Origin of the sequence: Streptomyces sp. NPDC102360 (assembly GCF_044766085.1) — a bacterium.
Lineage (GTDB): Bacteria > Actinomycetota > Actinomycetes > Streptomycetales > Streptomycetaceae > Streptomyces.
On sequence record NZ_JBIWLG010000002.1, the window covers coordinates 606,107 to 631,349 of the forward strand.

Consider the following 25,243-nt stretch of genomic DNA (forward strand, 5'->3'; position numbering starts at 1 on the left):
ATGGCGCGTTTGCTGACGATGCCTGAACTCGCCGCCGCCGCGGGCGAGGCCACGCTGGACGAGTGGGCGGTGGCCGAGGGCGGCGAGTTCGCCTCCGGCGACGTGGTCGCCACGGTCGAGACCGACAAGGCGATCGCCGAGGTGGCCGCCGACGCCGCCGGGGTGGTCGTGCGCCACCTGGTCCCGAGCCGGGCGCTGGTCGACGTCGGCGCACCGATCGCGGTGCTTGGCGACCGGGGCGAGACGGTCGACGTCGACGCGTTCCTCACCACGCAGGGCGTGACGGACGCGGTCGGCCCCGAACCGCGGTCGGCGCAGCCGCCGCCGACGGATTCCACGCCCGCTCCGGCTGTGCCGGACGGGCCGGCGGCGGCACCTCGCGGGGGCGGGCACCGCATCTTCATCAGCCCGCTCGCCCGCCGGCTGGCGGCCGAGGCGGGCCTCGGCGCCGAGCAGATCACGGGAACCGGCCCGCACGGCCGGATCACCAGGCGCGACGTACTGCTCGCGCTGGAGGAGCGCGAGAACTCCCGGCCGCAGCCTGCGTCCACGGTTTCGGCCGCGGTGACACCCAACGCGGCGGCCGCCGGCTTTCGGGAGATTCCACACGACCGGATGCGCCGCGCCATCGCAGGGCGGCTCACCGCGAGCAAGCAGCAAGCGCCGCACTTCTACGTCAAGGCGACGATCGAGGTCGGTGAGCTGCTCAAGCTGCGCGCCACGCTCAATGAACGGTCCGCCCAGCGCATTTCGGTCAATGATCTCGTGGTCAAGGCAGTGGGGGGCGCCCTCGTGCGGGTCCCGGAACTCAATGTCGCCTGGTACGACGATGCCGTGCGGCAGTTTGCCCATGCCGACGTCGGCATGGCCGTGGCGACCGAGCGCGGACTGCTCACGCCGGTGCTGCGCTCGGTCGATTCGCTCGGACTTGCCGCGCTGGCGCACAACTCCGCCGAGTTGCGGGAGCGTGCCGAGAACGGGAGGTTGCGCCAGGGCGATCTGGAGGGCGGATCGATCTGCGTGAGCAATCTGGGCATGTTCGGTATCGAGGAGTTCACCGCGATCATCAACCCGCCTCAGGCCGCGATCCTCGCGGTGGGCGCAGTGCGCGAATCGGTGGTGGTCAGCCGGTCCGTTCCCGTGGTCGCGAAGGTCATGACCGTGGTGCTGTCGGTGGACCACCGGCCGGTCGACGGTGTGACGGCGGCACACTGGATGCGGGAGTTCACCGCCTTGATCGAACAACCGCAGTGCATGCTGCTGTGAGCGGTTCGCGGTCGGCCCAGGGCTAAAGTGGCCAACTCCGACGGTGGGCCGGAGGCCCTGAATCAAGAGGAAAGTGATGGCGGCGACACTACGTGACGTGGCGAAAGCGGTCGGTGTGCACCCGGGCACGGTTTCGCGGGCACTGAACCCTGCCACGGAGCACCTGGTGAAGGCGGACACCGTGAAACGCGTGCGCCGTGCCGCGAAAAAGGCCGGCTACGTTCCCAACCCCTTCGCGCGGAGCCTCAAGACTCAGCGATCGGGCACCCTCGGCGCGCTGATCCCGGACGTCACCAATCCGTTGTTCCCGCCGATCATCCGGGGGCTGGAGCAGATGGTGAGCCAGGACGGGTTCAGCGTGCTGATCGCCAACACCGACAACATGGCCGACCGGGAAGCCGGACAGATTCAGGACCTGCGCTTCCGCCAGGTGGAGGGCATGCTGGTCGCCACAGCCCGGGTGGACGACCCGGCGATCTCGGGATTGATCGAGGACGGCGTCCCGGTCGTCATGGTCAACCGCGTGTCAGGTGCCTCCCATGCCTCGAGCGTGGTCAGCGACGACGTAGCCGGAATCCGGCAGGCGCTGGAACACCTGCGCAGCCTCGGTCACCGGCGCATCGCGCACATCGCCGGGCCGCAGGACACCTCAACCGGTCGGATCCGCTTGCGCGCCTTCCGCAGCGAGATGACGGACCTGGGGCTCGAATTCGTCGAAGAGCTGGTCCGTCCTGAGAACGCGTTCCAGGTGGAGGCCGGCCAGCGGGCGATGGGCGAGCTGCTCGACCGGGGTGAGTTCACTGCCGTGGTGGCTGCCAACGACCTGCTGGCGATCGGGGCCTACGACGCACTGCGTGCGTACGGACTGGACTGTCCAGGAGATGTCAGCGTCGTGGGCTTCAACGACCTGCCGTTCACCGATCGGATCGATCCGCCCCTGACGACCGTGCGGGTACCGCACTTCGACCTCGGCAGGGAAGCGGGCCGGTTCCTCTTGCAGATGTTGCAGGACAAGCACGCCGGCAGGCCGCTGACCGTGAAGTCGCTCCTGCTGCCGACGACGTTGGAGATTCGAAGGTCGACCGGCCCGGCCCGTGGCTGAGTACAAAGATGTCATCGTCCGCGAAGCCGGGCGCGGGGCGCCGTCGGGCGTTTCTCGACGGCGCCCTCTCATGCGACCTGTACGCCTACGAGGTCACCTGCTCTTTGATGTCGTCTTGTAGAGGGCGGTGGCGTTGCCGGCGAGGATGGCACTGACCTCGTCGGGCGCCAGAGGGGCCTTGCGGATGTAGTCGAATGCCCTGACGTATTTGTCCTCTTGGAAGTACGGGTGGTCGGAGCCGGCCATGATGCGATCGGCACCGAACGTCTCCACGGTGAGTCGAAGCGACGGCGTATGGAAGTTCGCGGCGTCGAACCACATGGTGCGCAGGGTGTCGAGGGGCGAGACGGGAAAGGCCTGCCAGTCGGTGTAGTTGTCCTCGATCCGCTGGGCGAGAAACGGGAGGTCGCCGCCGAGATGTGCGATGTGGAAGCGCACATCTGGGAAGCGGCGCGGGATGTCCGCTTTGAGGATGTGAAGCACGCTGGTGGCATCCTCGACGGGCGCACCGTTCACCCATTCCAGCTGGTGTTCGGTGATCATCGACGACAGGGCACCGGATCCGGTGGCGTGGATGTTCACGATCGCGGCACGCTCATTGAGCGCCTGCCACACCGGGTCGAATCTGCGGTCGGCGGGAGAGAGTCCCCCGGGCAGCACCGTTGTCAGTGACACCCCGACCACCCCGAGGTCGTCGAAGAGGCGCGGGATCTCGGCGAGTGACTCCTCCACGTGCGGAAGCGGAAGGGTCCCGTAGGCGAGGAAGCGGCCGGCATGGCGCTGCACCAGGCCCGCGTACTCGTCATTGATCTGTCGCGCGGCGGCCAGCGATGACGCGCCGTCGGGACCGGACGGGACCTGGGGTGTCACGGCGATGATCTGCGTCTCGACATTTGCGCGGTCCATCCAGCGCAAACGGGCGGAGAGGTCTTCGTCGGTCGAGTCCGCACCGATCCCGCGGGCGATCGCGGTGGTGGACGCCGGGACGCCGATCTGCTCCAGCAGGTCGAGGTACTTCGCAGGGTAGACGTGCGCGTGAGTGTCGATCGCGCGACCTCCCGCCGCGTCGGTCGTCGGGGTCAGTGGTGCCGCCTGGGCTGAAGGCGCCGTCGCAGGGACAAAAAACGCGCCGGTCGCGGCTCCCGCTCCGGCGGTCAGCAGGCTGCGCCTGGTGGTCTTGGTCATTGGGTCTCCCTGAAGGGGGATGGTGACAAAGCGGGCCTGACGTGGCTGCGACATCACGGACACTGCAAACGTTTGCAACAATTGACTGAGCGAAGCACCGGAAGAGACATCAAGAGTCGCAGCGCACATGTGCAACCTGGGATGGAGCACTCAGCTTTCCTGCTGACCCCATCCCAGCAGAGCCGCCTCCGATTCGGTTGAGCAATGCACGAATGAGGCTTAACGTGGACCCCGTTCTTCGAATTCACGCACACACACAGGAAGTTCAGTGCTGACGCGTGCACGAATCCGGCACCTTCTTCAGGAGCTTCTTTGACCGCCGCGACCGGCGCTCCGGGCCCTGCCCGTCTCGATCTGCTGGACCGCCGGCTCCTCACCGTGGTGGACCGCGACCCAGCGGGCAGCCTCACGAGCTTCGCCGACCAGCTCGAAGTGAGTGCCCGAACCGTTGCCCGGCGTCTACAGCGCCTGCAGTCAGTAGGGATCGTTCGCATCATGGGACGAACACTGCCCGGCTTCGGCGGCCGCCTGGCTCACCTCGTCCGCGCGGAGGGCACCCCTGACAGGGTTGCCGCGCTGGCAAGGTCGATGGCCGAACAGGAACGCACCCGGTGGGTACGACTCGCACGCGAGACGACCGAGCTGATGTGCGGCTTCGTCGCCTCGGCAGCACAGGTGGACGACGCCTTCCAGCGCCTGGTGCACGACCCCCAGCTGCGGCGCGTCCGCGTGTACGAGCTGCTTCAAGTCTGGGGCGAAACCTCGCGCGCCGTCGTCTCACCACCCCGCGACCTCGACGACACCGATCGGCGACTCCTGGAACTGCTCGAGCGCGATGGCCGGATGGAGACTCCCGAACTCGCACGACGCCTCAACGTCGACCCCAGCACCGCGTCCCGCCGGCGCCGTCGCCTCGTCGACGACGGCATCCTCTACTTCGAAGCCGACATTCATCCTGCGGCATGGGGCACTGCCGCCGACGCCATGCTCTGGATACGTATGAGCCCCGGCCGCATCGGGGAGCTCGGCGCGGCCCTACGGCAGCTTCCCGACATTCGATTCACGGCGGCCACCAGCGGAGAGAGCTCCGTCGTCGCGCACGTCGTGCTGCCGGACGGTGGCACCCTCGTCGCGTTTGTCGACGAACATCTCAGCGGTTACGGCGTCCGGGACGTGGAGATCGTGCCAATGAGCCATGTCCTCAAACGCACCCTGTAGTCCACCGACGCCGGTGGACTCAAGCGCTTCGCCGAGCACATGCCTTCCGGGCCGCCTTCGCCCGTACCGGCGATCCGGGGGCGCTCCCCTCTTCGATGACCGCGCTCGACCGTTGGGCTCAGGCAGGTCGCAGGCGTGACAGCGCCGGCTGCTTCCCGTACAGGGCAAGGGCGTTGCCGGTGAGGACGGCGTACGTGTCGGTGTCGGTCAGCCGGGAGGTGCGGATGTAGTCGAAGGCCCGCCGGTACTTCTCGCCCTGGAAGTAGGGGTGGTCCGAGCCCGCCAGGAGCCGGTCGGTTCCGAAGGTCTCGGCCGCCAGGGCCAGCGACGGTTCATGGAAGTTGGCCGCGTCGAACCACATGCGCGGCAAGGTCTCCATGGGCGGCTCGGGAAACGCGTGCCAGTCCTCGTAGTTATCCTGGAGGCGCTGGGCGAGGAAGGGCAGATCGCCGCCCAAGTGGGCCACGTGCAGCCGGACATGAGGGAAGCGCCGCGGGATGTCCGCCTTCAGGAGTTGGAGTACGGCGATGGCGTCCTCGACAGGTGCCCCGTTGACCCACTCAAGACGGTGGCCGTTGATCAGATCCGAGCATGCGCCCGAACCCGTGGCATGCACATTGACGATGGCCGACCGCTCGTCGAGCGCCGCCCACACGGGGTCGAACCGGGCGTCCGCGGGGCCGAGCCCGCCGGGCAGCACGGTCGGCAGCGAGACGCCGACGAACCCCAACTGATCGAAGATTCGCGGGAGTTCGGTCAGCGCGGCGTCGACATGCGGCAGGGGCAGCGCGCCGTAGGCGAGGAACCGGGTCGGGTGAGCCTCGACGAGCCGCGCGTACTCGTCATTGATCCACCTTGCCGCGTCGAGCGACGGCTTCGCCGCACGTCCGCCCGGACTCTGTGGTGTCACGGCGAGGACCTGGACGGCGACGCCCGCGGCATCCATGCCACGCAGGCGTTCGGCGATGTCGGCGTCGGTCGAGTCCGCGGCGAGGTTCCTGGCGATCATGGTGGTCGCCGGGTCGACTCCGATGCCCTCCAGCCGGTCCAGATACGCCGCCGGATAGACGTGTGCATGGGTGTCCACGGCGTAGGCGTCCACCGCGTAGGTGTCTGTCATCGTGCGACCTCCACTCGCCGGTATCGGCGGCTGACCAGCGACGAAAACACCAGGGTAAGCAGACTGAATCCCACTCCGCAGGCGGAGACAGTCAGCAGGGCGGTACTGGTCGGCACCTGCGCGCCGTGTGCCTCGGTGGCCATGACCGTGCTGATCCCGGCTACGCCGGCGCTGGCGATGGCCGTGCCGATCGCCCGGAGCAGGGCGTTGAGACCGTTGGCCGCGCCGATCTCGCGTGCAGGGGCGTGCGCCGTGATGAGCATCGGCAGTGCCGCGTACCCGATTCCGACGCCGATTCCCACGACCGTCGTCCACACGACCGCCATCCCCGCGCTGGGCGTGACGATGATCCGCAAAAGGTAGCCGAGTCCGGTGACCGACGCCCCGACGGTCAGGACCGCGCGTGCGCCCAGCCGTTCCGCCAGGCGGGCGGTGAAGGGGGCCACGGCGAACATCGCGACCGCATTGGGGAGCATCGCGAGGCCCGCATCCCGCGCCGACCATCCGAAGCCGTTCTCGCTCGTCGGTCCCTGCAACTGCGAGGTGGTCAGCAGCAGGTTCGCGAACATCAACGTGCCCAGGGCCAGGGAAGCGAGGTTGGTGAACAGGATGGGTCGCCGGGCCGAGGCCCGCAGGTCGACCAGCGGCGAGGAGTGACGCAGTTCGTACCGTCCCCACGCCAGGCCCGCCAGGACGGCGACAGCGAGGGCCGCCAAGGTCAGGGGCGAGGTCCAGCCCCACGCGCCGCCCTGGGAGAGCCCCAGCAAGAAGGCGACGAGTGCGATCGACAGCAGTGCGGCACCGCCCACATCAAAGCGTCCCGCCGGCGCGGGCTCGTGACGAGGCACGACTCGGACGATGAGTGCGATGGACACCAGGGACAGCACCGCCGACAGCCAGAACAGCCACTGCCAGCTCAGCGTAGTGAGGATCACTCCTCCCAACGGAATGCCGATGCCGCCCCCGATCCCCAACGTCGCGCTGAGCACGGCCAGGGAGGGCCCGACCCGGCGGGCCGGGAGACTGTCGCGCATCTGCGCCATCGCGACCGGGACCAAGGCCGTCCCGACTCCTTGTAGCGCCCTGCCCGCGACCAGCGTGCCAAGCCCCGCGACAGGCGCGAGGAGCGAGCCGACCAGAACGAACAGCATGGACAGAACGAGCATCCGGCGGCGTCCGAACATGTCGGACAGGCGCGCGACGATCGGCGTCGCTATCGCACCGGTGAGCAGCGTCGCGGTGACCAGCCAGGCGACGGCCTCGGGAGAGTGGCCCAGAATCTTGGGAAATCCGGGAACGGCCGGCACCACGAGCGTCTGCTGCAGCGCCACGACCAAGCACGAGAAACCCGCCACGGCCACCAGTCCGTGCCTCGGCGGGGGCGAGGAAACTTCCGTACTCTCCGCACTTGCTGTGGCTGAGTTGTTTCCCTGGTATGGCATGCGACCTGCCCTTTCTGAACGCGAGCGCCGCCCTGTGGACGACTCTCGCCATGACACCAGGGCAGAGCATCAATGCGTGCGACAGCGCAAGGAACAGCAGAATCGGCCGGCAATACCCGACCGGACATGACGTGATCCGTATCTGAGTGCAAGGATCGTGAAAAGACATCCGCAACGCCTACTGACAGGGAGGACCCGTGGTCCGTAGAGCGGGAGCTGTGCTGCCGGTGGAGCTCGACCCGCTGGACCGACTCATACTGACCGTTCTGGACCGAGATCCGACCATCAGCTATGCCGGCCTCAGCAATGAACTGAACGTCAGCCCGCGCACCGTCGCCGACCGCCTCCTTCGCCTGCGCTCCCACGACATCGTGCGTGTGGTCGGCCGCACCCTCCCGGACTTCGACGGACGCAGCGCATGGCTGGCCCGCGCGCATGTGGCGCCGAGCGCGATCGGCGAACTCGCCGCCGAACTCGCACGGAACGACCGCAGCAGGTGGGTACGGATCGCTCGGGACCGCACCGAGATGATCGCCGGCTTCGTGACCCACTCCGCCGACGACAGCATCCTCACCCAGCTGGAGTCGGACCGCCGGGTCCGCTCCGCTCACACCTACGAGCTGCTGAAGGTCTGGAGCGGGCAGGAAGGCACCGTCACCCATCCATCACGGCAGCTCGATGCCATCGACAGACATGTCATGCGGTTGCTCGCCGAGGACGGGCGAATGCCGAACCGCGAGCTCGCCACGCGCCTCGCTCTGGACCCGAGCACGACATCACGCCGTCGCCGCAGGCTCGTCGAGGAGGGCATCCTCTTCTTCGAGGCGGACATCCACCCCGCGGCCCTGGACGCGAGCGGCGATGCGATGCTCTGGATCCGCGTCTCGCCGGGCGGCATCCGTGACCTCGGGCAGTGGCTCCGGCAGCAGCCCGAATGCCGGTTCGCGGCGGCCTCGAGCGGCGCAGTATCCGTCATCGCGCACGTCATGCTCCCCGACGCCGCAAGTCTCGTCGACTTCGTCGACGAGGGACTGGCCGGACGGAACATCGTCTCGGTCGACATCGTGCGCATGGGCGAAGTCCTCAAACGCAACGCCGGGGCTGTCCAAAGAACGCCCGTGTCGCACTTTCGGGATGCTGTCGGCGATCGTCATTCGTTCCGGTGAACGTACCGGTGACGGAAGCGCGGACGGTGACGAAGCATGTGCCCCGCTCCGCGTTGAGACCGCGCCGCCGGCAACTGCCACCGGCCGGGGAGGAACGAGCTCCTTGGAGAGCGCCTGGGGAGAATCGGCCACACAAGTCCACACGAACGATCTCTCTGAGCCTGGACACCGGGTCAGGCTCATACGGTCGGGTGGTCACGCGTCCCGGCGCAGCACCTGCTCCAGGAGCGAGATCAGCGTCTCCTTGCCGGACTCCCTGTCACGCGCGTCGCACAGCAGCACCGTGGTGTCCGGGCCGAGGTCGAGCGCGCGGGAGACCGCTTCAGAGGAGTGCGAACGGACGCCGTCGAAGCAGTTCACCGCGACGATGAATGGGATGCCGCGGCTCTCGAAGTAGTCGACCGCGGGGAAGCAGTCGGCGAGCCTGCGGGTGTCCGCGAGGACGACCGCGCCCAGGCACCCCGTCGCCAGCTCGTCCCACAGGAACCAGAAGCGGTCCTGGCCCGGCGTGCCGAACAGATACAGCGCGAGGTTCTCGCGCAGCGTGATGCGGCCGAAGTCCATGGCCACGGTCGTCGTCGACTTGGTGGTGACGCCGTCGAGGTGGTCCACGCCGCGCGAGGCGACCGTGAGGTCCTCCTCGGTGCGCAGCGGACGGATCTCGCTGACGGACTCCACCATCGTGGTCTTGCCGGCCCCGAAGCCGCCCGCGATCAGCACCTTCAGGGCCGTGAAGTCGGCGCGGGCGGTCGGGTCAGAGTGCGCGTAGGCCATTGATCACTTCTCGGAGGAGGTGGGCGTCGGGACGGGCGTAGGACGCGGGTTCGCCCGTTGCGGGGTCGGCGGCCGGAGCCCGCGGCGGCACGACGGTGACGAGGGACTTCGCCGCCAGGTCGCCGAGCAGGACGCGTACGACGCCCAACGGGAGGCCGGAGTCGGAGGCGAGGTCGGCCAGCGGGCGCGGGCCGCGCAGGCACAGGGCGAGCAGCTCGCGCTGTTCGGGCGGCAGCGGTCCGTCCGGCCTGGTGTGGGTGGGGCGGACGATGGCCATGAGGTCCATGCGTTCCGCGCCGTTGCCGGTGCGGGCACGGCCCGAGGTCATGGCGTAGAGCCGGACCAGGGGCCCCGCGTCCTCGTCGTAGCGGTCGGACCAGGCGTCCATGGGGTCTGGGGGTGGTGGCGTCACGGAGTATCGCCGTCCGAGCGGTTCGGTACGCCGAGGTGTTCGCGCACGCGGTCCACGAGCAGGGCCATCTCGTACGCGACGAGGCCGATGTCGGCGTGTCCGTCGGTGAACACGGCGAGGCAGGAGCCCTCGCCCGCGGCGACCACGAACAGGAAGCCGCCTTCGAGTTCGACCATCGTCTGGACGACGCCGCCCGCGGCGAAGTGGCGGCCCGCGCCCTTGGCGAGCGAGTGGAATCCGGAGGCGATCGCGCAGAAGCGTTCGGATTCGTCGCGGCCGAGGCCGGTGGAGGCGCCGACGCAGAGGCCGTCGCCGGAGAGCATGACCACGTGGCGGACTTCGAGGACGCGGGCAGCGAGCTCGTCGAGGAGCCAGTCGATGCCCATGGCTCCGCCGGTTTCGGGGTGTTCGCCGGCGGCGCCGCCCAGGTTGGTGACGTTGTACGTGGGGGTCATCGGGGTCCTCCGTCGTTCTCCTCGCGGGCGGCGCGGGCGCGTCTGCGGCCCGAGCTCAGCGAGGTCATGGTGGCGCGGGCGGCCTCCGGCGACCGGGCGCCGGCCCCCGCGGCGTCGCCCTGCGCGGGCACGTTGTCCCGCAACTCCGGACTGATGTTCGCCTGCCGCACGCGCCGCGGGAGGTCCTCCGTACCGGGGCCGAAGCTTTCCGTGCCGGGGGCGGGGCTCTCCGCGACGGGGCCGGGGCCTTCCGTATCGGGCGCGCCGCGCCGGGGTGCCGCCTTGCCCACCCTGCCGCCCAAGGCGGCAGATTGCCCAAGGCGGGCGGCCTGCGACTGCCCTTCCGCCCCGACGGGGTCCTGCACTTCAAGCCCCGCCGGCGGTTGAGGAGCGGGGACTGGGGCGGAGCCCCGGGGCGGGGGACGGTCGGCCTTCACCGTCGGGGTGGCGGTCCGCTGCGGGAGGGGGGCCTCCGGGACCGGCCGCAGGCCCGGGTGCGGGGCCTCCAGAAGGTTCTGCGGGATGAAGACGACCGCGGTGATGCCGCCGTAGATGGAGCGGCGGAGGGTCACATCCAGTCGCTGCCGCTCCGAGAGCCGGTTGACCACGAAGAGCCCGAGCTTGCGGGAGTCGAGCAGGTCGATGTCGGCCGCGTTGATACGCGCGTTGGCGTCCGCCAGCGCCTCGTCGCTCATGCCGAGGCCCCTGTCCTCGATCTCCAGACAGGCCCCCGCCCCGACCGGCTCACCGCGCACCACCACAGGCGTGTGCGGCGGCGAGAACACCGAGGCGTTCTCGGCGAGTTCGGCCACGAGGTGAACCACGTCGGCGACGGCCGAACCCGCGAGGGACAGCTCGGGGATGTCCTGGAGCTGGACCCGGTCGAAGTCGGCCGTCTCGGCGAGCCCCGCACGGACCGCGTCGATCAGCGGCACCGGGTTGCGCCAGGCACGCCCCGGAGCCGACCCGGAGAGGATCAGCAGCGATTCCGCATGACGTCGCATGCGCGTCGTCAAGTGGTCGATACGGAACAGGTCCTCGAGGTCGGTGGGGTCCTCCGTGCGACGCTCCATCGCGTCGAGGAGGTCGAGCTGGCGGTGCAGCAGCACCTGGCTGCGGCGGGCGAGCGACACGTACACACCGGACACACCCGTGAGAACCGCGGCCCGGTCCGCGACCGCGCGAAGCGCCGCGCGCTGCACGGTGGTGAGGGCCGCGCCGACCTGCCCGACCTCGTCGCTGTGCGGCGTCTCGTCGAGCGGCGCCTCCTTGTCGAGGTCGACGTCCTCGCCGTTGTGGATGCGCCGCATGGAGGCGGGCAGCCGGGTCGCCGCCATGTCGAGCGCGGCGTCGCGCAGCCCCGTGAGGTCGGCGACGAGGCCGCGCCCGATGCGTACGGAGAGCAGCAGCGACACGATCACACCGAGCAGACCGAGGAGCACGGCGATGCCCGAACTGCCCAGGGCGGAAAGGGAGTACGGCTCGGCTCCCGCGGCCTCGTCGATCGCCCGGGCCCCGGCCTTGTCCAGGGCGGCCAGGGTGTCCCGCGCATCCGCCTGCCAGCGCCCGGCGGGCACCGCGTCGGCGGCCTGCGAAGCGCCCGCGACGAGGACCATGTCCTGCACGTGGCTCAGGTCCTTGGCGCCGGCGGTGCCGAGCGCGGCACGGAACGCGGTGGCGTCGTCGCCCTTCAGGTCGGGCAGCGCGGCCTCGGTGAGGCTGCGCTGCACCGCCACGTCGCCCACGAAGTCGCGGTACTGGCCGGGCGTCATCTCCGTGTCGGCCGCGTGCACGGCGCCGAGCAGCGCGTCCTGGCGGCTCAACGCGTCGTGGGCGCGGGCGAGTTGGAGCAGCGTACGGGCCGTGTCGCTGTCGGCCGCGGCGAGTCCGGCCCGTACGGACAGGGCCCGCTGGACCGCGGTGTCGTAGCCGCCGATGGCCTGCACGGCGCCCCGCGCCCCCGCCTTCTGGCGCGGTCCGGACAGACTGTCGGCGCTGAACTTCAGCTTCTGGATGCGGTCGGGCAGCGACGCGTCGAGGTCGGCGAGGTCGGTGCTGATGGAGCGCAATCCCGCGTTGAGGGCGTCAACCGCCTTGTCGGTGCGGGCCGTTGCCTCCGTGAAGTCCTGCCGCGTGGTGGCGTCGTGGGCCACGCGGTACTTCATGGCGGCGGCGCGCTCGCCCTGCACGGCGCCGGTGAACCGCGAAATCGGCGTGACGAGTGCCGAGTTCACCTCTTTCAGCTGCTCCTTGTCGGATATCTGAGACGCCGTGGTCACCGCGGCATGACCCCACAGCGCCATCACGGAGACGACGGGGACCGTGAGCAGGGTGACGACCTTGGCTCTGATCGATTTGGAGCGCAGCCGTTCGGGCAGCGGAAAGCGCGCGGGCATGGGGCAGCTCCTCGGCCGGGCTGAGTGGTGTGTGTGTGGGGGGGGTGGGGTGGCGTACACCCAAGGGGCGCCGCGCCTGCGCGGCGGACCTGCCTGCGCGAACGTCGCGAGAGACGTGTCGCCCTACGTGGCGGGCAGTTCGACCTCATGCAGCGGGCGGGCCGCGGCCTCGCTCCGCGCGCGCTCGTCGGCCGTCGGCGACAGCGCGACGAAGGCGCAGGTGAGGAAGAGGAACGAGCCGAGCACGACGGCCAGCGGCAGGATGAACGCGGTCGCGGTGGCGCCGGACAGCGGCGTGGTTCCCGGATGCACGCTCACCTTCACGGCGGCCATTCCGGTGTAGTGCATGCTGCTCACCGCGAGGCCCATCACGAGGGCGGCGACGGCGGCGATCACGGGTCCGCGCACGGACAGCGCGGCCCACAGCGCGGCGGACGCGGCGACGACGGCGATCACCACGGAGACCGCCACGAGCACGGGGTCGTAGGAGAGGGACCCGTTGAGCCGCACGGCCGACATGCCGATGTAGTGCATCGCGGCGACGCCGAGCCCGGTACCGAGTCCGCCGAGCACGACGGAGAGGGCGCGGGACTTTCCGTATCCGGCGACGAACATGCCCGCGCCGACCACCAGGATCGCCACGAGCAGGCTCAGGAGGGTGAGCGGGATGTCGTAGCGGATCGCGGTGCCGTCGACGGCGTAGCCGAGCATCGCGATGAAGTGCATCGTCCAGATCCCGGCGCCGATCGCGACGGACGCGGTCAGCAGCCAGTTCCGCTTGGATCGCTGCCCGGCGGCCTGGGCACGCGCGGTGCAGCGCAGGCCCAGAGCGGATCCCACGACAGCCATCACGTACGACAGGAGCGGAGTGATCCAGCCGCCTGTCATGTGGTGCATGTGCCCCATATTCGCTACGGGTCCCTCTCACTCTTCACATCGGCCCCCCGGTCGACCGGGACGCTAACACGCATGAGACGGCCTGTTCAGAGCGGTAATTGGCCTGCACCAGAGGGGTTACCGACTGGTAGAACCTTGGCAGAGCCCGAGTTCATGGGGTCTTCACAAATTGGCACGTCCCGTGACCGCGAATGATGTTGCGACTCTTGTCACGCCGCGCCTCGGGACGGTCCGGACATTGCCGCCGTTCCTCGCGGGACGCCTATGAGGAGAGGTTTCAGGAGGTGCCGCCGCGCAGCGCCTTCGCCAGCGAACCCGCTCCGGTCACGGTGACGCGTCCGCCGCGCACCGCCTCGACCAGACCGACCGCACCGCGGGCGACCTCGCCGCACACCTCGGCCTCCAGGCTCAGCCGCGCGTCCGGCTCCCCGTCCGGGTACACGCCGTCCCCATATACGGGATATGCGGGATGTGCGGGGTGTGCGGGGTGTACGGGATCTCCACCCACCCGTACATGGAAGACGCCCTCGTCGACCCGGACCTCCACCGCGCCGGGCTCCCCCAGCGCCTCAAGTTGCCGTGCCAGCGGCAGCGCCAGCCAGTGCGCCCGCACCGCGTCGGTGGGCCGCCGTTCGGCGAGGCCCGGCGCGCCCCACTCCCCCAGCGCTTGCAGCACGGGCAGCAATCCGCGCCCCCGCTCGGTGAGTTCGTACACGTACGCCGAGGTGGGCGCGGGGAGCCGGCGGCGCTCGGCGAGGCCGTCCCGCTCCATGTCCTTCAGTCGCGTGGCCAGCATGTCCGTGCTGACGCCCGGCAGGTCGGCGTGCAGATCGGTGTAGCGGCGCGGCCCGGCGAGGAGTTCGCGCGCGACGAGGAGCGTCCAGCGGTCCCCGACGACGTCGAGCGCGCGGGCGACGGCACAGTACTGGTCGTAGCTTCGGCGTGGCATGGCGCGCAGTCTATGCAACTTGTTGGACTTTCCAAGCGTCCACTTGGTAAAACCAAGCAACAACGGTTCGGCACAGTGACACCTGGTCCGCCTGGAGGGCAAGCGCATGGAGTTCCGGCAGTCGAGCAAGCTGAGCGAGGTCTGTTACGAGATCCGCGGCCCGGTGATCGAGCACGCCAACGCGCTGGAGGAGGCGGGCCACAGCGTGCTGCGCCTGAACACCGGCAACCCGGCCCTGTTCGGCTTCGAGGCGCCGGAGGAGATCGTCCAGGACATGATCCGGATGCTCCCGCAGGCGCACGGCTACACGGACTCGCGCGGCATCCTCTCCGCGCGCCGCGCCGTCGCCCAGCGCTACCAGGCGCTCGGCCTCGACGTCGGGGTCGACGACGTCTTCCTCGGCAACGGCGTGTCCGAACTGGTCTCGATGGCGATCCAGGCGCTTCTGGAGGACGGCGACGAAGTCCTCATCCCGGCGCCCGACTTCCCGCTCTGGACGGCGGTCACGACGCTCTCCGGCGGCAAGGCCGTCCACTATCTCTGCGACGAGCAGTCGGACTGGTACCCGGACCTCGCCGACATAGAGTCGAAGATCACCGACCGCACGAAGGCGGTCGTCATCATCAACCCGAACAACCCGACCGGCGCGGTCTACCCGAAGGAGATCATCGAGGGCATCCTCGATCTCGCCCGCCGGCACGGCCTGATGGTGTTCGCCGACGAGATCTACGACCAGATCCTCTACGACGACGCGGTGCACCACACCGCCGCCACCCTCGCCCCCGACCTCGTCGTCCTCACCTTCTCCGGCCTGTCGAAGACGTACCGGGTGGCCGGGTTCCGCTCCGGCTGGATGGTGGTCACGGGCCCGCGGCAGCACGCGAAGAGCTACTTGGAGGGCCTGACCATGCTGGCCTCCATGCGCCTGTGCCCGAACGCGCCCGCCCAGTACGCCATCCAGGCCGCGCTCGGCGGCCGCCAGTCGATCCGCGAACTCACCGCGCCCGGCGGGCGGTTGCTGGAGCAGCGCGACAAGGCGTGGGAGAAACTGAACGAGATCCCCGGCGTCAGCTGCGTGAAGCCCAAGGGCGCGCTGTACGCCTTCCCCCGCATCGACCCCAAGGTGCACAAGATCGTCGACGACGAGAAGTTCGTCCTCGACCTGCTGCTCCGCGAGAAGATCCAGGTCGTCCAGGGCACCGGCTTCAACTGGCCGACCCCGGACCACTTCCGCATCCTCACGCTCCCGTACGCCGATGATCTCGATGCCGCGATCAGCCGGATCGGGCGCTTCCTGAGCGGATACCGTCAGTGACGTGATCACTTCGACAACGTGCGGTGCCTGTGGGCACTCCAGCCACACGCAGTTCGCGTCCCCCGACCTGGTCGGGCCCATCGTGTCCGGGCGCTTCGACCGGGCGCGGGATCCCGCGTGGCGGCAGTCGGGCGCGGCGACGGTCGAGGACTACGCGCGCTGGTGCGGGCATCTGTGCGGGGCGACGTGCCTGCGCATGGCGCTCGGCCCCGGCGCTCCCTCGCTCTTCGAACTGCGCGACGGGGCGCTGAAGTTCGGCGCGTACCGGGTGGACGCCGAGGGCGAGATCCGCGGCATGATCTACGCCCCCGCGGTGGGGTACGTACGGGAGGTGCACGGCGTCGACGCGGCGGTGCACCGCACCCTGCGCGCGGACGAGATCGGCGAACTGCTCGACGCGGGCCGCCTGGTCATCGCCTCCGTGCACTACGCGATCCGGCGCCCGCACGAGCCGGCCCCCGGTCGCGGCGGCCACCTCGTCCTCGTCACGGCCCGCACCCCGGACGGCTCCGGCTACCACTTCCACAACCCGTCCGGCACGAACGCGGCAACCCGCACGGCGAACCTGCCGGTTGAGCACTTCGAGCAATTCTTCGCCGGGAGGGGCATATCCCTGACCAACCGGGTCCTGCATTCAAGCCCCTGCGGCGCTTGAGCAGCATCCTTTAAGCCCCTGCGGGGGTCGGCCACTCAAGCCCCTGCGGCGTTTGAGCAGCGGGGTCCGGGGCGGAGCCCCGGCAGTCAGCCGCCGCCGAGCAGCGAGTCGAGCGCCGACACCGGATCCCGCCCCGGCTCCCCGCGGGGCCACCAGTCCTCACGATCCGGCTCCGACTCATATCCGTACCACCAGCCATCGCGGCCCAGACGCAGCTGGACGGAACGGGTCGACAAATGGTTGCGGTGGGGCCGGAAGTCCGGATGCCCCACGGCGAGAAGCGCGGGACGGGCCCGGTCGAAGGGCCCGGCCGGCGGGTCCCACTCCTCCTCCAGGACGGAAAGCCCCTGGGGCCCACCCTGACGCCAGGCGGCGACCGCACGCGCCAGATCCGTGGGCGTACGCCCCGTGCCACGGGACAGCGAGGCGTACAGCGCGCGGGTCGCCGCCGTGAGACCCGAGCCGGGGTGGGCCGCGGCGAGGCGGACCGCGTCCTGCCACGGGGTGAGCGGCGCGATCGGGTCGGTACCGGTGGTGAGCAGCGCGTGGGCGCGGACCCCCGCCTCCGTGGCGAGGAGGTCGAGCGCGAGCGGGTCGGGGGCGTCCGGCGCCTGCGGGTAGGAGGGCGGGCGTTCGGAGTACTGCGGCGGCGGGAACTCCGGTGGCAGCTGCGACAGTTGCCCGGCACCCGCACCCGCGCTCGCGTACGCGTCCTTCGCCGGGAGCGAGTCGAGCTCCGGGGCCCGCGCCTTGGAGCGCTCCTCCGCCTCGTGCACCGAACTGCGCCGGGTCAGCGCCCGCAGCAGCTCCTGCTCGCCGCGTCCGCGCAACAGGAACAGGACGAACGGGTCCTCGTCGAGGAGCCGCGCCGTCTGGTAGCAGAGCGCCGCCGCGTGCTTGCAGGGATGGCCGCGGTCCGGGCAGGTGCACTCGGGGGTGAGCTCGTCGACCGTGGGCAGCAGGTCGGCGGACGCCGCCAGCGCGTGCGGCACGTCCTTGTCGAGCAGCGACGCCAGGTGTTCGGGGCGGGCCGCGGCCGTACTCAGGAAGCGGTCCCACGCGTCGTCCGGCAGGGTGCGCAGGCGCAGTTCGGCCCGGTAGGGGCGGGGGCGCGAGCCGTGCACGTAGGCGATGACGCGGCCGGGGGTGACCGTGATCGCGTCGACGTGGCCACGGTCCGCGTAGGCGCGGCCGCGTGCGAGGCGGCCCTGGTCGAGGGCCGTGTCTTCGAGGGCGTCCACCCAGGCGTTGCCCCACCAGGTGAGGGCGAAACTGCCGCCGGGCTCGGCGCGGGGCGGCAGCGGCGGGAAGGTGCGGCGCGCGTCCAGGTGCCGGGCGCGCGCCTGCTCGTCGGCGCCGGCGCGGCCCGGCACGTGCGGCCGGGGCGTCCTGTGCGACCCCTGGGGCCTTCGCGTCGGGCTCACTGGTGCGCCTCCCTGCGCAGCGTCACGAGGTCCGTGAGCTCCCGGTCGGTCAGCTCGGTGAGCGCCGCCTCGCCGGTGCCGAGCACCGCGTCCGCCAAGGCCCGCTTGGTGGCGAGGAGTTCGGCGATCCGGTCCTCCACCGTGCCCTCGGCGATGAACCGGTGGACCTGCACGGGCTGCGTCTGCCCGATGCGGTACGCGCGGTCGGTGGCCTGCTCCTCCACGGCCGGGTTCCACCAGCGGTCGAAGTGGATCACGTGCCCCGCGCGCGTGAGGTTGAGTCCGGTGCCGGCCGCCTTCAGGGAGAGCAGAAAGACGGGCACCTCTCCGGACTGGAAACGGTCGACCATGCGCTCGCGCTCGACGATCGTGCTGCCGCCGTGCAGCAGCTGGCTGGGAATGCCGCGGGTGGTCAGGTGCATGGCGAGCAGCTTGGCCATGGACACGTACTGGGTGAAGACGAGCACCGAGCGGTCCTCGGCCACGATCGTGTCCAACAGCTCGTCCAGGAGGGCGAGTTTGCCGGAGCGGCCCGCCAGGCGCGGGCGGGAACCGTCGCCCTGGCCCTCCTTGAGGTACTGCGCCGGGTGGTTGCAGATCTGCTTCAGCGACGTGAGCAGCTTCATGATCAGGCCGCGCCGGCCGATGCCCTCGGCCTCCTCGATCTGCGCCATCGACTCGCGCACCACGGCCTCGTAGAGCGACACCTGCTCGCGGGTGAGCGGCGCGGGATGGTCGGACTCGGTCTTCGGGGGCAGTTCGGGGACGATGCCGGGGTCGGACTTCTTGCGGCGCAGGATGAACGGGCGCACCAGGCGGGCAAGCCGCTCGATCGCCTCCGGGTTCGTCCCGCCCTGGCCCTGGAGGGGGACCTCGCCCTCGACCACGCGCGCGTGCCGGGCACGGAAGGCCTTGAGCGGTCCGAGCAGCCCGGGTGTCGTCCAGTCGAGCAGGGCCCACAGCTCGGACAGGTCGTTCTCCACCGGTGTGCCGGTGAGTGCCACGCGCGCGGGGGCCTCGATCGTGCGCAGCGCCTTCGCCGTCGCCGAGTTGGGGTTCTTCACGTGCTGCGCCTCGTCCGCCACGACCATGCCCCAGGTGTGTCCCGCGAGTTCGGTGGCGCGGGTGCGCAGGGTGCCGTACGTGGTGAGGACGAAGCCGCCCTCGACGCCGGTCAGGGCGCGGTCCACGCCGTGGAAGCGGCGCACCGGGACGCCGGGGGCGAACCGCTCGATCTCCCGCTGCCAGTTGCCGAGCAGGGAGGCCGGGCAGACGACAAGCGTGGGCGCGGGCCGAGCGCGGCGCAAGTGCAGCGCGATGAGCGTGACGGTCTTGCCGAGGCCCATGTCGTCGGCGAGGCAGCCGCCGAGGCCGAGCGAGGTCATGAGGTCGAGCCAGGCGAGGCCCCGCAGTTGGTAGTCGCGCAGCGTCGCGTGCAGGCCCTCGGGCGGCTCGACGGTGTCGATGCCGCGGGTGAGCCGGTCGCGCAGCTCGGCGAGGCGGCCCGTGGGCACGGCCGCGACCCGCTCCCCGTCGATCTCGGCCTCGCCGGTCAGCGCGACCGCCAGCGCGTCGACGGGCTCAAGGAGGCCCAACTCCCGCTTGCGGGCCTTGCGGACGAGATCGGGGTCGACGACCACCCACTGGTCGCGAAGGCGCACCACCGCGCGGTGCGACTCGGCGAGCAGGTCCATCTCGCGCTCGGTCAGCGGGTCCCCGTCGAGCGCCACCTGCCAGTTGAACTTCAGCAGCTCCTCGCTGTCGAAGAACGGCGTCCCGTCGGTGGCCGAGCCGGGCGCGGCCTGCGCGCGCACCACGGCGGTCGCGGTGAGGGAGCGGGCGATGTCGCGCGGCCAGTGCAGGGTGACTCCGGCCTTGGCGAGGCGCGCGGCGCCGGGCCCGAGCAGATCCGTCAGCTCGCTGTCGGACAGCGCCAGCACGTCCGGCACGTCCTGTTCCAGGAGGCGGCCGAGCGGCGGCCAGGCGAGCGCGGCCCGCCGCACCGCGAGCACCGCGTCGATCCGGGCGCGCGGCCCGAAGTGCTCACCGGCCTCCCCCGCCCACAGTCCTGCGGCGTCGACCACGCGCGTGGGGTCGGCGAGGCTGTGCACCTGGACGATGGCGGCACCCGCGCGACGCGCTCCCGCGCGCTCCCCGGACCCCGACTCCGATTCCGGCTCTGGCGCCGCCTCCGGATCCGCCTCCGGATCCGCCTCCGGATCCGTCACGTCGTCCCCGTCGAACAACGCGGCCTGCGACAGGTCGAGCCGCAATGACACCTTCACGCCCGCGTCGAGCCCGGCCGCCGCCTCGACGGCCCAGGGGCGGGCCCGCGGAATGTGCTGGGCGGCGGCGGCCGCGAACGGCGCGCCCGCCGCGTGCGCCGCTGCCGGGGTACGGGGCAGCGCGTCGGCCACCGCGTCGAGCAGCGCCCTCACCAGCGCCTCCGGCTGCGGCACCCGCAGTGGCCTGCTCCCCGGCACCGGCGTCGCGTATCCCTCGGGCGACAGGGCGGCGGCGATGGCCCGCACCTGCGCCACGTCGTCCTCGTCGAGCGGGCCCGCGCGCCACGCGTCGTGGTCGGAGGCGGTGAGGCCCGGCAGCAGACGCCCCCGCGCCACCAAGTGCAGGGCGTGCGCCGCGGCCGCTCCCCAGGCGGCCGCCGCCGGGTGGGCGCCCCGGGTGCGGCGGGCCCGCAGCAGCGGCGGCAGCGCGTCGAGAACGGGCAGCACGAGCGCGGGAACCTTGCGGCTGCGCACACTGGAGCCGTGCGACCGTACGACGGTCAGCTCGCCGTCGGCGCCAGGAAGGGCCGGCCCACCGGCCCCGCCCCACTCGTCCGGCGTGTCCGACGCATCCGCGTCCGGGGACCAGAAGGCGATCCGCCCCGCGCGGGGCAGCGGATCGGGCAGGAAGACGGCGGCGGCGCTCAGCGGGACACCCGACAGCTCAGGCACGCTCACGCCACCTCCCTTTCCTCTCTCCGCTCAGGCCTCGATGACCCCTATGACCTTACGGGGCGGGTCTGACAATCCTTGATCCCATGCCCTGGAGCCGGTGCCCTGCGGGCGGGACTGCCCGGTCCGCCCAGCCCGCCGGGCCCGCACGCCTCTGCCCGGAGACAATGGCCTTACCTCTGCCAACCTCTGATCGAACAGGCGCGAACCTTGGGTGATCTGCTTCTCGTCCGGCACGGCGAGACCGAATGGGCCCTGACCGGACAGCACACCGGCCTCACCGACATCCCGCTCACCGACAACGGGCGGGAAGAGGCGCGCCGCGTCGCGCCCCTCGTCGGCAGCTACCACATCGGGGCCGTCTTCGTGAGCCCCCTCCAGCGCACCCGCGAGACCGCCGAGCTCGCGGGCCTCAAGCGCTACACCGTCGATTCGGACCTGCACGAATGGGACTACGGCGCGTACGAGGGGGTGACCACCCGGGAGATCCAGCGCACCCGGCCGGACTGGTACCTCTTCGACGACGGAGTGCCGCCCGGGCCTCCCGAGCACCCCGGCGAGACGCCGGAGGAGGTGGGCGACCGGGCCGACCGGATGCTGTCCAAGGTCGACGCGGCGCTCGCCAACTACGAGGGCAGCGTCGTCCTCGTCTCGCACAGCCACTTCCTGCGCGTCCTGACCGCGCGGCGCCTGGGCCTGCCGCCGTCGGGCGGCTCGCACTTTCTGCTGTCGACGGGCACGGTCAGCCGCCTCACCTTCGAGCACGGCCGACCGGTGATCTCCGGCTGGAACCTGCGCCCCTGAGCCCGGCTGATCCGTCAGAAGGGCCCTCGCCCCGGCCCGTTGTCAGACCCTTCGTGCACCATCGTCACCAGACGGGAGGCACGCCATGACGAGACCGCCGACTGCCGCACAGCGCCGCATCATCGAGGCCGCCGACCCGGAGACGGGCCGGCTCTCCGGCACGCCCGCCCAGCTCGACCGGCTCATCGTTCTGAAGCTGGCGTTCCGGCACCCGCGTCCCCCGCACGAGCACTTCCTGACCCCGGCGGGTCACCGGGTGCGCGAGGCCGGGGACGGGCCACCGGCCGCCGAGCCGCCCGGTGAACCGGCCGCGACAGGCGGCCTGTTCGCCGCCCGGCTCGGCGGGGAGCCGGAGACCGACACGGGCCCCGCGCGGGCGCGCGAGGTGCGGACGGCGTGGCAGGGCCTGTTGGAGATACGCCGGATGACCAACCCGGACGGCGCGACGGACCGGCCGTGCGCCTGGGAGCGGGGCCGGCTCGGCCCGTCCGCGGCGCTCGCCCTGGAAGCGGCCGGCTGCGCGCCGGCAGGCGAGACCGCCCCCGGCTACCGCGTGCGCGACACCCCGCAGCCGGAGGCCGTCGCCGTCCACCACTCGGAGCCGGCCGGGCTCGCGGCGTGTGCGGCGGCTCTGCGGGAAGCGGGCTGGCAGGTCAGCGAGCACGCGCGGGCGGGCGCCGGATCTCGCTATCTCCTGGCGTCGCCCAGACGTGCGTAACGCACCTCACGGCGGCCGGAATCCCCTCCCCGCCCGACTGTTGGCATGATCGGCACAACGCCCCCATCGAGAGGAACGTCGTGGCAGAGCAGTTTTCCGTGCCGGTCGAGGTGCGCGGGTACGAGATCGACGTCAACGGACACCTCAACCAGGCCGTCTATCTGCAGTACGCGGAGCACGCGCGCTGGTCGTTCCTGCAACACGCGGGACTCGACGACAAGGCGCTGCTCGGCAGCGGCGTCGGCCCGGTCGTCCTGGAGACGAACATCCGTTATCTGCGGGAGTTGCGCGCGGGCGAGGTCGTCGACGTGAGCTGCGCCTTCGAGTTCGGCGACGGCAAGGTGTTCCGCGTCCACCAGACGATCCGCAAGGCGGACGGCACGGTGGCGGCCGAGGTGTCCGCGGTGAGCGGTGTCATGGACCTCTCCGAGCGCAAGCTGGTGAAGAACCCGGGGGAGGTCTTCAAGGAGCTGGCCTCCGCCCCGGCCGTCCTCGGCCTCTGACCGTCCGCGCCGCCGCTCCCCCGCCATGGACATCCGCAGCCGTTCCTACGGGCACCCCGACGCCGTCTCGCTCAGCGACCAGGTGCAGGCCGAGTACCGAAAGCGCTTCGGCTACGACGACTTCACCGATCTGCACCCCGCGCACTTCGACCCGCCGAAGGGCCTGTTCCTCGTCGCGTACGACGCCGGGGATCCGGTCGCCTGTGGAGGCTGGCGCGCACAGGAGCGGGACGACGCGGGCTACGCGGACGGTGACGCCGAGCTCAAGCGCATGTTCGTCGTGGAGCGGGCGCGCGGCCGGGGCCTCGCCCGCCGGATCCTGGCCGCGCTGGAGGAGAGCGCGCGGGACGCGGGCCGCACGCGGATGGTCCTGGAGACGGGCGTGCACCTGCCGGAGGCCATCCGCCTGTACGAGGCCGACGGCTACCGCCCGACCCGCCCGTTCGGCCCGTTCCGCGCCTACGAGGACAGCCGTTTCTACGCCAAGTCCCTTGAGCCGTCCGAGCCGTCCGGGCCGTCCGAGCCGTCCGGGCCCTCGCGGGCATCGGAGGAGCCGGGGTCCTGACGGATCGGCACCGGAACCTGATTGAAGCCGTAGTACAGCGCGATGACACCGTGCGCGGCGAGCGTCCAGGGCGCCGAGACGAAGGCGAGCCCGACGGTCGCCGGGTACGCGAGGGAGCCGAGCGCGAAGCGGGCGCGGGTGCGTCGGGCGGCGTCGGTGTCCACCCGCGGGTGGAAGAGGTGCCCGGTGCGGGTCAGGTGCCACCACAGGGCCTGGAAGGCGAAGGCGGAGGCGACCATGGTGAGGCTGTAGACGGCGGCCGCGACATGTGAGGCGTCCTCCTCTCGCAGGTACTCGGCGAGCATCGCCGTGGGCCACGGCATGGCCGCGACGATCATCAGGACCAGCAGGTTGAGAAACATCAACGCGCGGTCGACGCGCACCACTTGGCTGAACACCTGGTGGTGGTTGACCCAGATGATGCCGATGACCAGGAAGCTGACGACGTACGCCGCGTACGAGGGCCATTGGTCGCCGAGCGCACTCCACAGGCTCTCGCCGTGCGCGACGTGCGGCACCTTGATCTCCAGGATCAGGAGCGTGACGGCGATGGCGAACACGCCGTCACTGAATGCCTCCAGGCGCGCGGAGTCGGTGCTGTCCCGACCGTCGTCCATGTCCCCCCACCCCGATCCGGGCGCACTCCCCAACTCGCCGGAGTGTGACCGTACTTGAGGCGGGTGGAGTACGCCACCGGCCGCTCGGACACACTCCCTTGCCGAGCCACGCGAAGATCGCTACGGTCCCTTCAGCCCTACTTTCTACGCGCGTCACATCACGCCCAGTGCCATCGCTTCGAGAGGCCCTTCCATGCAGTTGCGCCGCACGTCCCTGCTCGCCGCCACGTTCGTGGCCCTGGCCCTCGCCTCCCCTGCGGCACCCGCGGCACCCGCGGCACCCGCGACCGGGACACCCCGGGCGGGCGGGACCGCGCCCGGCGGCTGGCAACAGGTCGGCGACGACGCCAAGTCCGGGGTCAGCGGCCTCGCGCTCACCGGCCGGGCCGTGGCGGGCGGCGGCGTGGAGGCCCTCGTCGTCCACGACAACAAGAAGCCCGGCGAGCGGCGGATCAGCCGCGTCACCTTCCACCCGTCCGCCCCGAAGGCCACGACGGTCACTCCGCTGGTGTGGGACGGTGCGGAGCCCAAGGACCTGGAGGCGATCGAGGCGGTGCCGGGCACGGACGGCGAGTTCATGGCGCTCGCCAGCAGGGGCCTCGTGTACCGGCTGCACGTCGACGGGGGCACCGCGCGGGTGCTCGACCTGGCGCCACTGCCCGCGATCCCCGAGGGCGCGGACTTCGAGAGCTTCGCGCTCGGCACGTCTGCGCACGGGAGGACGGTCGCGGTGTGGGCGGACCGGGGCGCGGGCGCGGACCGCCCGGCGACGGTCTTCGCGGCGCCGTTCTCCTTCAACGAGTACGGGGAGGCCGAGTTCGGGAGCGTACGCAAGGCGGAGTTCCGCGCGGCCTATCCGAAGGGGGACGTGCGGCATGTCTCCGACATCTCCCTCACCAAGTCCGGTCGGATCATGGTGAGTTCGGCCTCGGACGCCGGGGACGACGGGCCGTTCGCCTCGGCGGTGAGCGAGGCGGGACGCGTGTCGCTGAACGACTCGGGCACCCGGGCGACGCTGCGGTTGGCCGCGCGGCGGAGCGCGCCGGACAGGTTCGACGGCCGCAAGATCGAGGCGGTGGAGTGCGTGCCGGGCGCGAACGGCACGGCACTGCTCGGCACGGACGACGAGAATCTCGGCGGGTACCTGAAGTCGGCGCCCGTCTGCGGCGGGTGAGACACGGGCGCGCGCGAGACGCAGGAGGTGGAAACACGCGCGTGCGAGACGCGGGAGGTAGAGACGCGGGAGGGTGAAAGCGCGGTCCGGGGGTGGCGCCCGCCGACCGCGCCACCCCCGCCGCGCCGC

The 25,243-nt window shown here is 71.1% G+C and carries 23 protein-coding genes; 11 read left to right on the forward strand and 12 right to left on the reverse strand.

Translation table 11 applies throughout. From position 1 onward, the window contains the following. Together ACIRHA_RS12220 and ACIRHA_RS12225 are read left to right on the forward strand one after the other, a co-directional pair. Complete coding sequence (locus tag ACIRHA_RS12220) at positions 1-1,266, forward strand: 2-oxo acid dehydrogenase subunit E2 (protein ID WP_403843478.1); 1,266 nt, start codon at positions 1-3, stop codon at positions 1,264-1,266. A gap of 97 nt (positions 1,267-1,363) precedes the next feature. Then, positions 1,364-2,368: a LacI family DNA-binding transcriptional regulator gene (locus ACIRHA_RS12225; protein ID WP_403843480.1), complete on the forward strand. Its 1,005-nt coding sequence runs from the start codon at positions 1,364-1,366 to the stop codon at positions 2,366-2,368. Between the two features lie 93 nt (positions 2,369-2,461). Here ACIRHA_RS12225 and ACIRHA_RS12230 read toward each other — a convergent pair whose 3' ends face one another. Next, positions 2,462-3,607: an amidohydrolase family protein gene (locus ACIRHA_RS12230; protein ID WP_403844456.1), complete on the reverse strand. Its 1,146-nt coding sequence runs from the start codon at positions 3,605-3,607 to the stop codon at positions 2,462-2,464. A 258-nt stretch (positions 3,608-3,865) separates the two neighbouring features. Here ACIRHA_RS12230 and ACIRHA_RS12235 point away from each other — a divergent pair, with 258 nt between their 5' ends. After that, positions 3,866-4,771 carry an Lrp/AsnC family transcriptional regulator gene (locus ACIRHA_RS12235; RefSeq protein WP_403843483.1) on the forward strand — a complete coding sequence of 302 codons (906 nt, stop codon included), beginning with the start codon at positions 3,866-3,868 and terminating at the stop codon, positions 4,769-4,771. Positions 4,772-4,889: 118 nt separating this feature from the next. On the opposite strand, the gene ACIRHA_RS12240 is transcribed toward ACIRHA_RS12235, so the two are convergent. Both ACIRHA_RS12240 and ACIRHA_RS12245 read right to left on the reverse strand, forming a co-directional pair. Further along, a complete protein-coding gene (locus tag ACIRHA_RS12240; RefSeq protein WP_403843485.1) occupies positions 4,890-5,891 on the reverse strand; it encodes an amidohydrolase family protein in 1,002 nt (333 codons plus the stop codon). Next, a complete protein-coding gene (locus ACIRHA_RS12245) occupies positions 5,888-7,333 on the reverse strand; it encodes an MFS transporter (RefSeq protein ID WP_403843487.1) in 1,446 nt (481 codons plus the stop codon). Before ACIRHA_RS12245 ends, ACIRHA_RS12240 begins: the two co-directional genes overlap by 4 nt. A 197-nt stretch (positions 7,334-7,530) precedes the next feature. Here ACIRHA_RS12245 and ACIRHA_RS12250 point away from each other — a divergent pair, with 197 nt between their 5' ends. Then, on the forward strand, positions 7,531-8,499 hold the full coding sequence (locus tag ACIRHA_RS12250; RefSeq protein WP_403843489.1) for a winged helix-turn-helix transcriptional regulator: 969 nt from the start codon (positions 7,531-7,533) through the stop codon (positions 8,497-8,499). A gap of 195 nt (positions 8,500-8,694) precedes the next feature. Here the strand turns inward: ACIRHA_RS12250 and ACIRHA_RS12255 are convergent, their stop codons facing one another. From ACIRHA_RS12255 to ACIRHA_RS12280, 6 genes are all read right to left on the reverse strand, one after another. After that, positions 8,695-9,273 carry a GTP-binding protein gene (locus ACIRHA_RS12255; RefSeq protein ID WP_403843491.1) on the reverse strand — a complete coding sequence of 193 codons (579 nt, stop codon included), beginning with the start codon at positions 9,271-9,273 and terminating at the stop codon, positions 8,695-8,697. Next, positions 9,254-9,661 (reverse strand): DUF742 domain-containing protein, encoded by a 408-nt coding sequence (locus tag ACIRHA_RS12260; RefSeq protein WP_403843493.1) that lies wholly within the window; start codon positions 9,659-9,661, stop codon positions 9,254-9,256. Before ACIRHA_RS12260 ends, ACIRHA_RS12255 begins: the two co-directional genes overlap by 20 nt. A 20-nt stretch (positions 9,662-9,681) precedes the next feature. Then, entirely contained in the window at positions 9,682-10,071 is a 390-nt protein-coding gene (locus ACIRHA_RS12265) for a roadblock/LC7 domain-containing protein (protein WP_403844458.1), read from the reverse strand. A gap of 65 nt (positions 10,072-10,136) precedes the next feature. Further along, on the reverse strand, positions 10,137-12,536 hold the full coding sequence (locus tag ACIRHA_RS12270; protein WP_403843496.1) for a nitrate- and nitrite sensing domain-containing protein: 2,400 nt from the start codon (positions 12,534-12,536) through the stop codon (positions 10,137-10,139). Between the two features lie 123 nt (positions 12,537-12,659). After that, a complete protein-coding gene (locus ACIRHA_RS12275; RefSeq protein ID WP_403843499.1) occupies positions 12,660-13,442 on the reverse strand; it encodes an MHYT domain-containing protein in 783 nt (260 codons plus the stop codon). 268 nt (positions 13,443-13,710) lie between these two features. Next, positions 13,711-14,382, reverse strand: a complete 672-nt coding sequence (locus ACIRHA_RS12280; protein WP_403843502.1) for a winged helix-turn-helix transcriptional regulator — start codon at positions 14,380-14,382, stop codon at positions 13,711-13,713. A gap of 106 nt (positions 14,383-14,488) precedes the next feature. Between ACIRHA_RS12280 and ACIRHA_RS12285 the strand changes: the two genes are divergently transcribed. Continuing rightward, the gene (locus ACIRHA_RS12285) at positions 14,489-15,697 is read left to right on the forward strand and encodes a pyridoxal phosphate-dependent aminotransferase (RefSeq protein ID WP_403843505.1); all 1,209 of its coding nucleotides are present in this window, start codon (positions 14,489-14,491) and stop codon (positions 15,695-15,697) included. 1 nt (position 15,698) lies between these two features. After that, positions 15,699-16,352, forward strand: coding sequence for a peptidase (locus ACIRHA_RS12290; protein WP_403843508.1), 654 nt, complete (start codon positions 15,699-15,701; stop codon positions 16,350-16,352). Positions 16,353-16,438: 86 nt separating this feature from the next. Here the strand turns inward: ACIRHA_RS12290 and ACIRHA_RS12295 are convergent, their stop codons facing one another. Together ACIRHA_RS12295 and ACIRHA_RS12300 are read right to left on the reverse strand one after the other, a co-directional pair. Then, entirely contained in the window at positions 16,439-17,725 is a 1,287-nt protein-coding gene (locus ACIRHA_RS12295; protein WP_403843511.1) for an SWIM zinc finger family protein, read from the reverse strand. 47 nt (positions 17,726-17,772) lie between these two features. Next, a complete protein-coding gene (locus ACIRHA_RS12300) occupies positions 17,773-20,739 on the reverse strand; it encodes a DEAD/DEAH box helicase (protein ID WP_403843513.1) in 2,967 nt (988 codons plus the stop codon). 204 nt (positions 20,740-20,943) lie between these two features. On the opposite strand from ACIRHA_RS12300, the gene ACIRHA_RS12305 reads away from it, so the two are divergent. The 4 genes from ACIRHA_RS12305 (at position 20,944) to ACIRHA_RS12320 (ending at position 23,323) form a co-directional block, all read left to right on the forward strand. Next, positions 20,944-21,537 carry a histidine phosphatase family protein gene (locus ACIRHA_RS12305; RefSeq protein ID WP_403843515.1) on the forward strand — a complete coding sequence of 198 codons (594 nt, stop codon included), beginning with the start codon at positions 20,944-20,946 and terminating at the stop codon, positions 21,535-21,537. An 85-nt stretch (positions 21,538-21,622) separates the two neighbouring features. After that, positions 21,623-22,255: a hypothetical protein gene (locus tag ACIRHA_RS12310; RefSeq protein WP_403843517.1), complete on the forward strand. Its 633-nt coding sequence runs from the start codon at positions 21,623-21,625 to the stop codon at positions 22,253-22,255. An 80-nt stretch (positions 22,256-22,335) separates the two neighbouring features. Further along, positions 22,336-22,758, forward strand: coding sequence for an acyl-CoA thioesterase (locus ACIRHA_RS12315; RefSeq protein WP_403843520.1), 423 nt, complete (start codon positions 22,336-22,338; stop codon positions 22,756-22,758). Between the two features lie 25 nt (positions 22,759-22,783). After that, on the forward strand, positions 22,784-23,323 hold the full coding sequence (locus ACIRHA_RS12320; protein ID WP_403843523.1) for a GNAT family N-acetyltransferase: 540 nt from the start codon (positions 22,784-22,786) through the stop codon (positions 23,321-23,323). Here ACIRHA_RS12320 and ACIRHA_RS12325 read toward each other — a convergent pair. Beyond that, positions 23,236-23,940, reverse strand: a complete 705-nt coding sequence (locus tag ACIRHA_RS12325) for a TMEM175 family protein (protein ID WP_403843525.1) — start codon at positions 23,938-23,940, stop codon at positions 23,236-23,238. The genes ACIRHA_RS12320 and ACIRHA_RS12325 overlap by 88 nt on opposite strands. 193 nt (positions 23,941-24,133) lie before the next feature. Between ACIRHA_RS12325 and ACIRHA_RS12330 the strand changes: the two genes are divergently transcribed. Beyond that, positions 24,134-25,114, forward strand: a complete 981-nt coding sequence (locus ACIRHA_RS12330) for a hypothetical protein (RefSeq protein WP_403843528.1) — start codon at positions 24,134-24,136, stop codon at positions 25,112-25,114. Positions 25,115-25,243 lie beyond the last annotated feature (129 nt).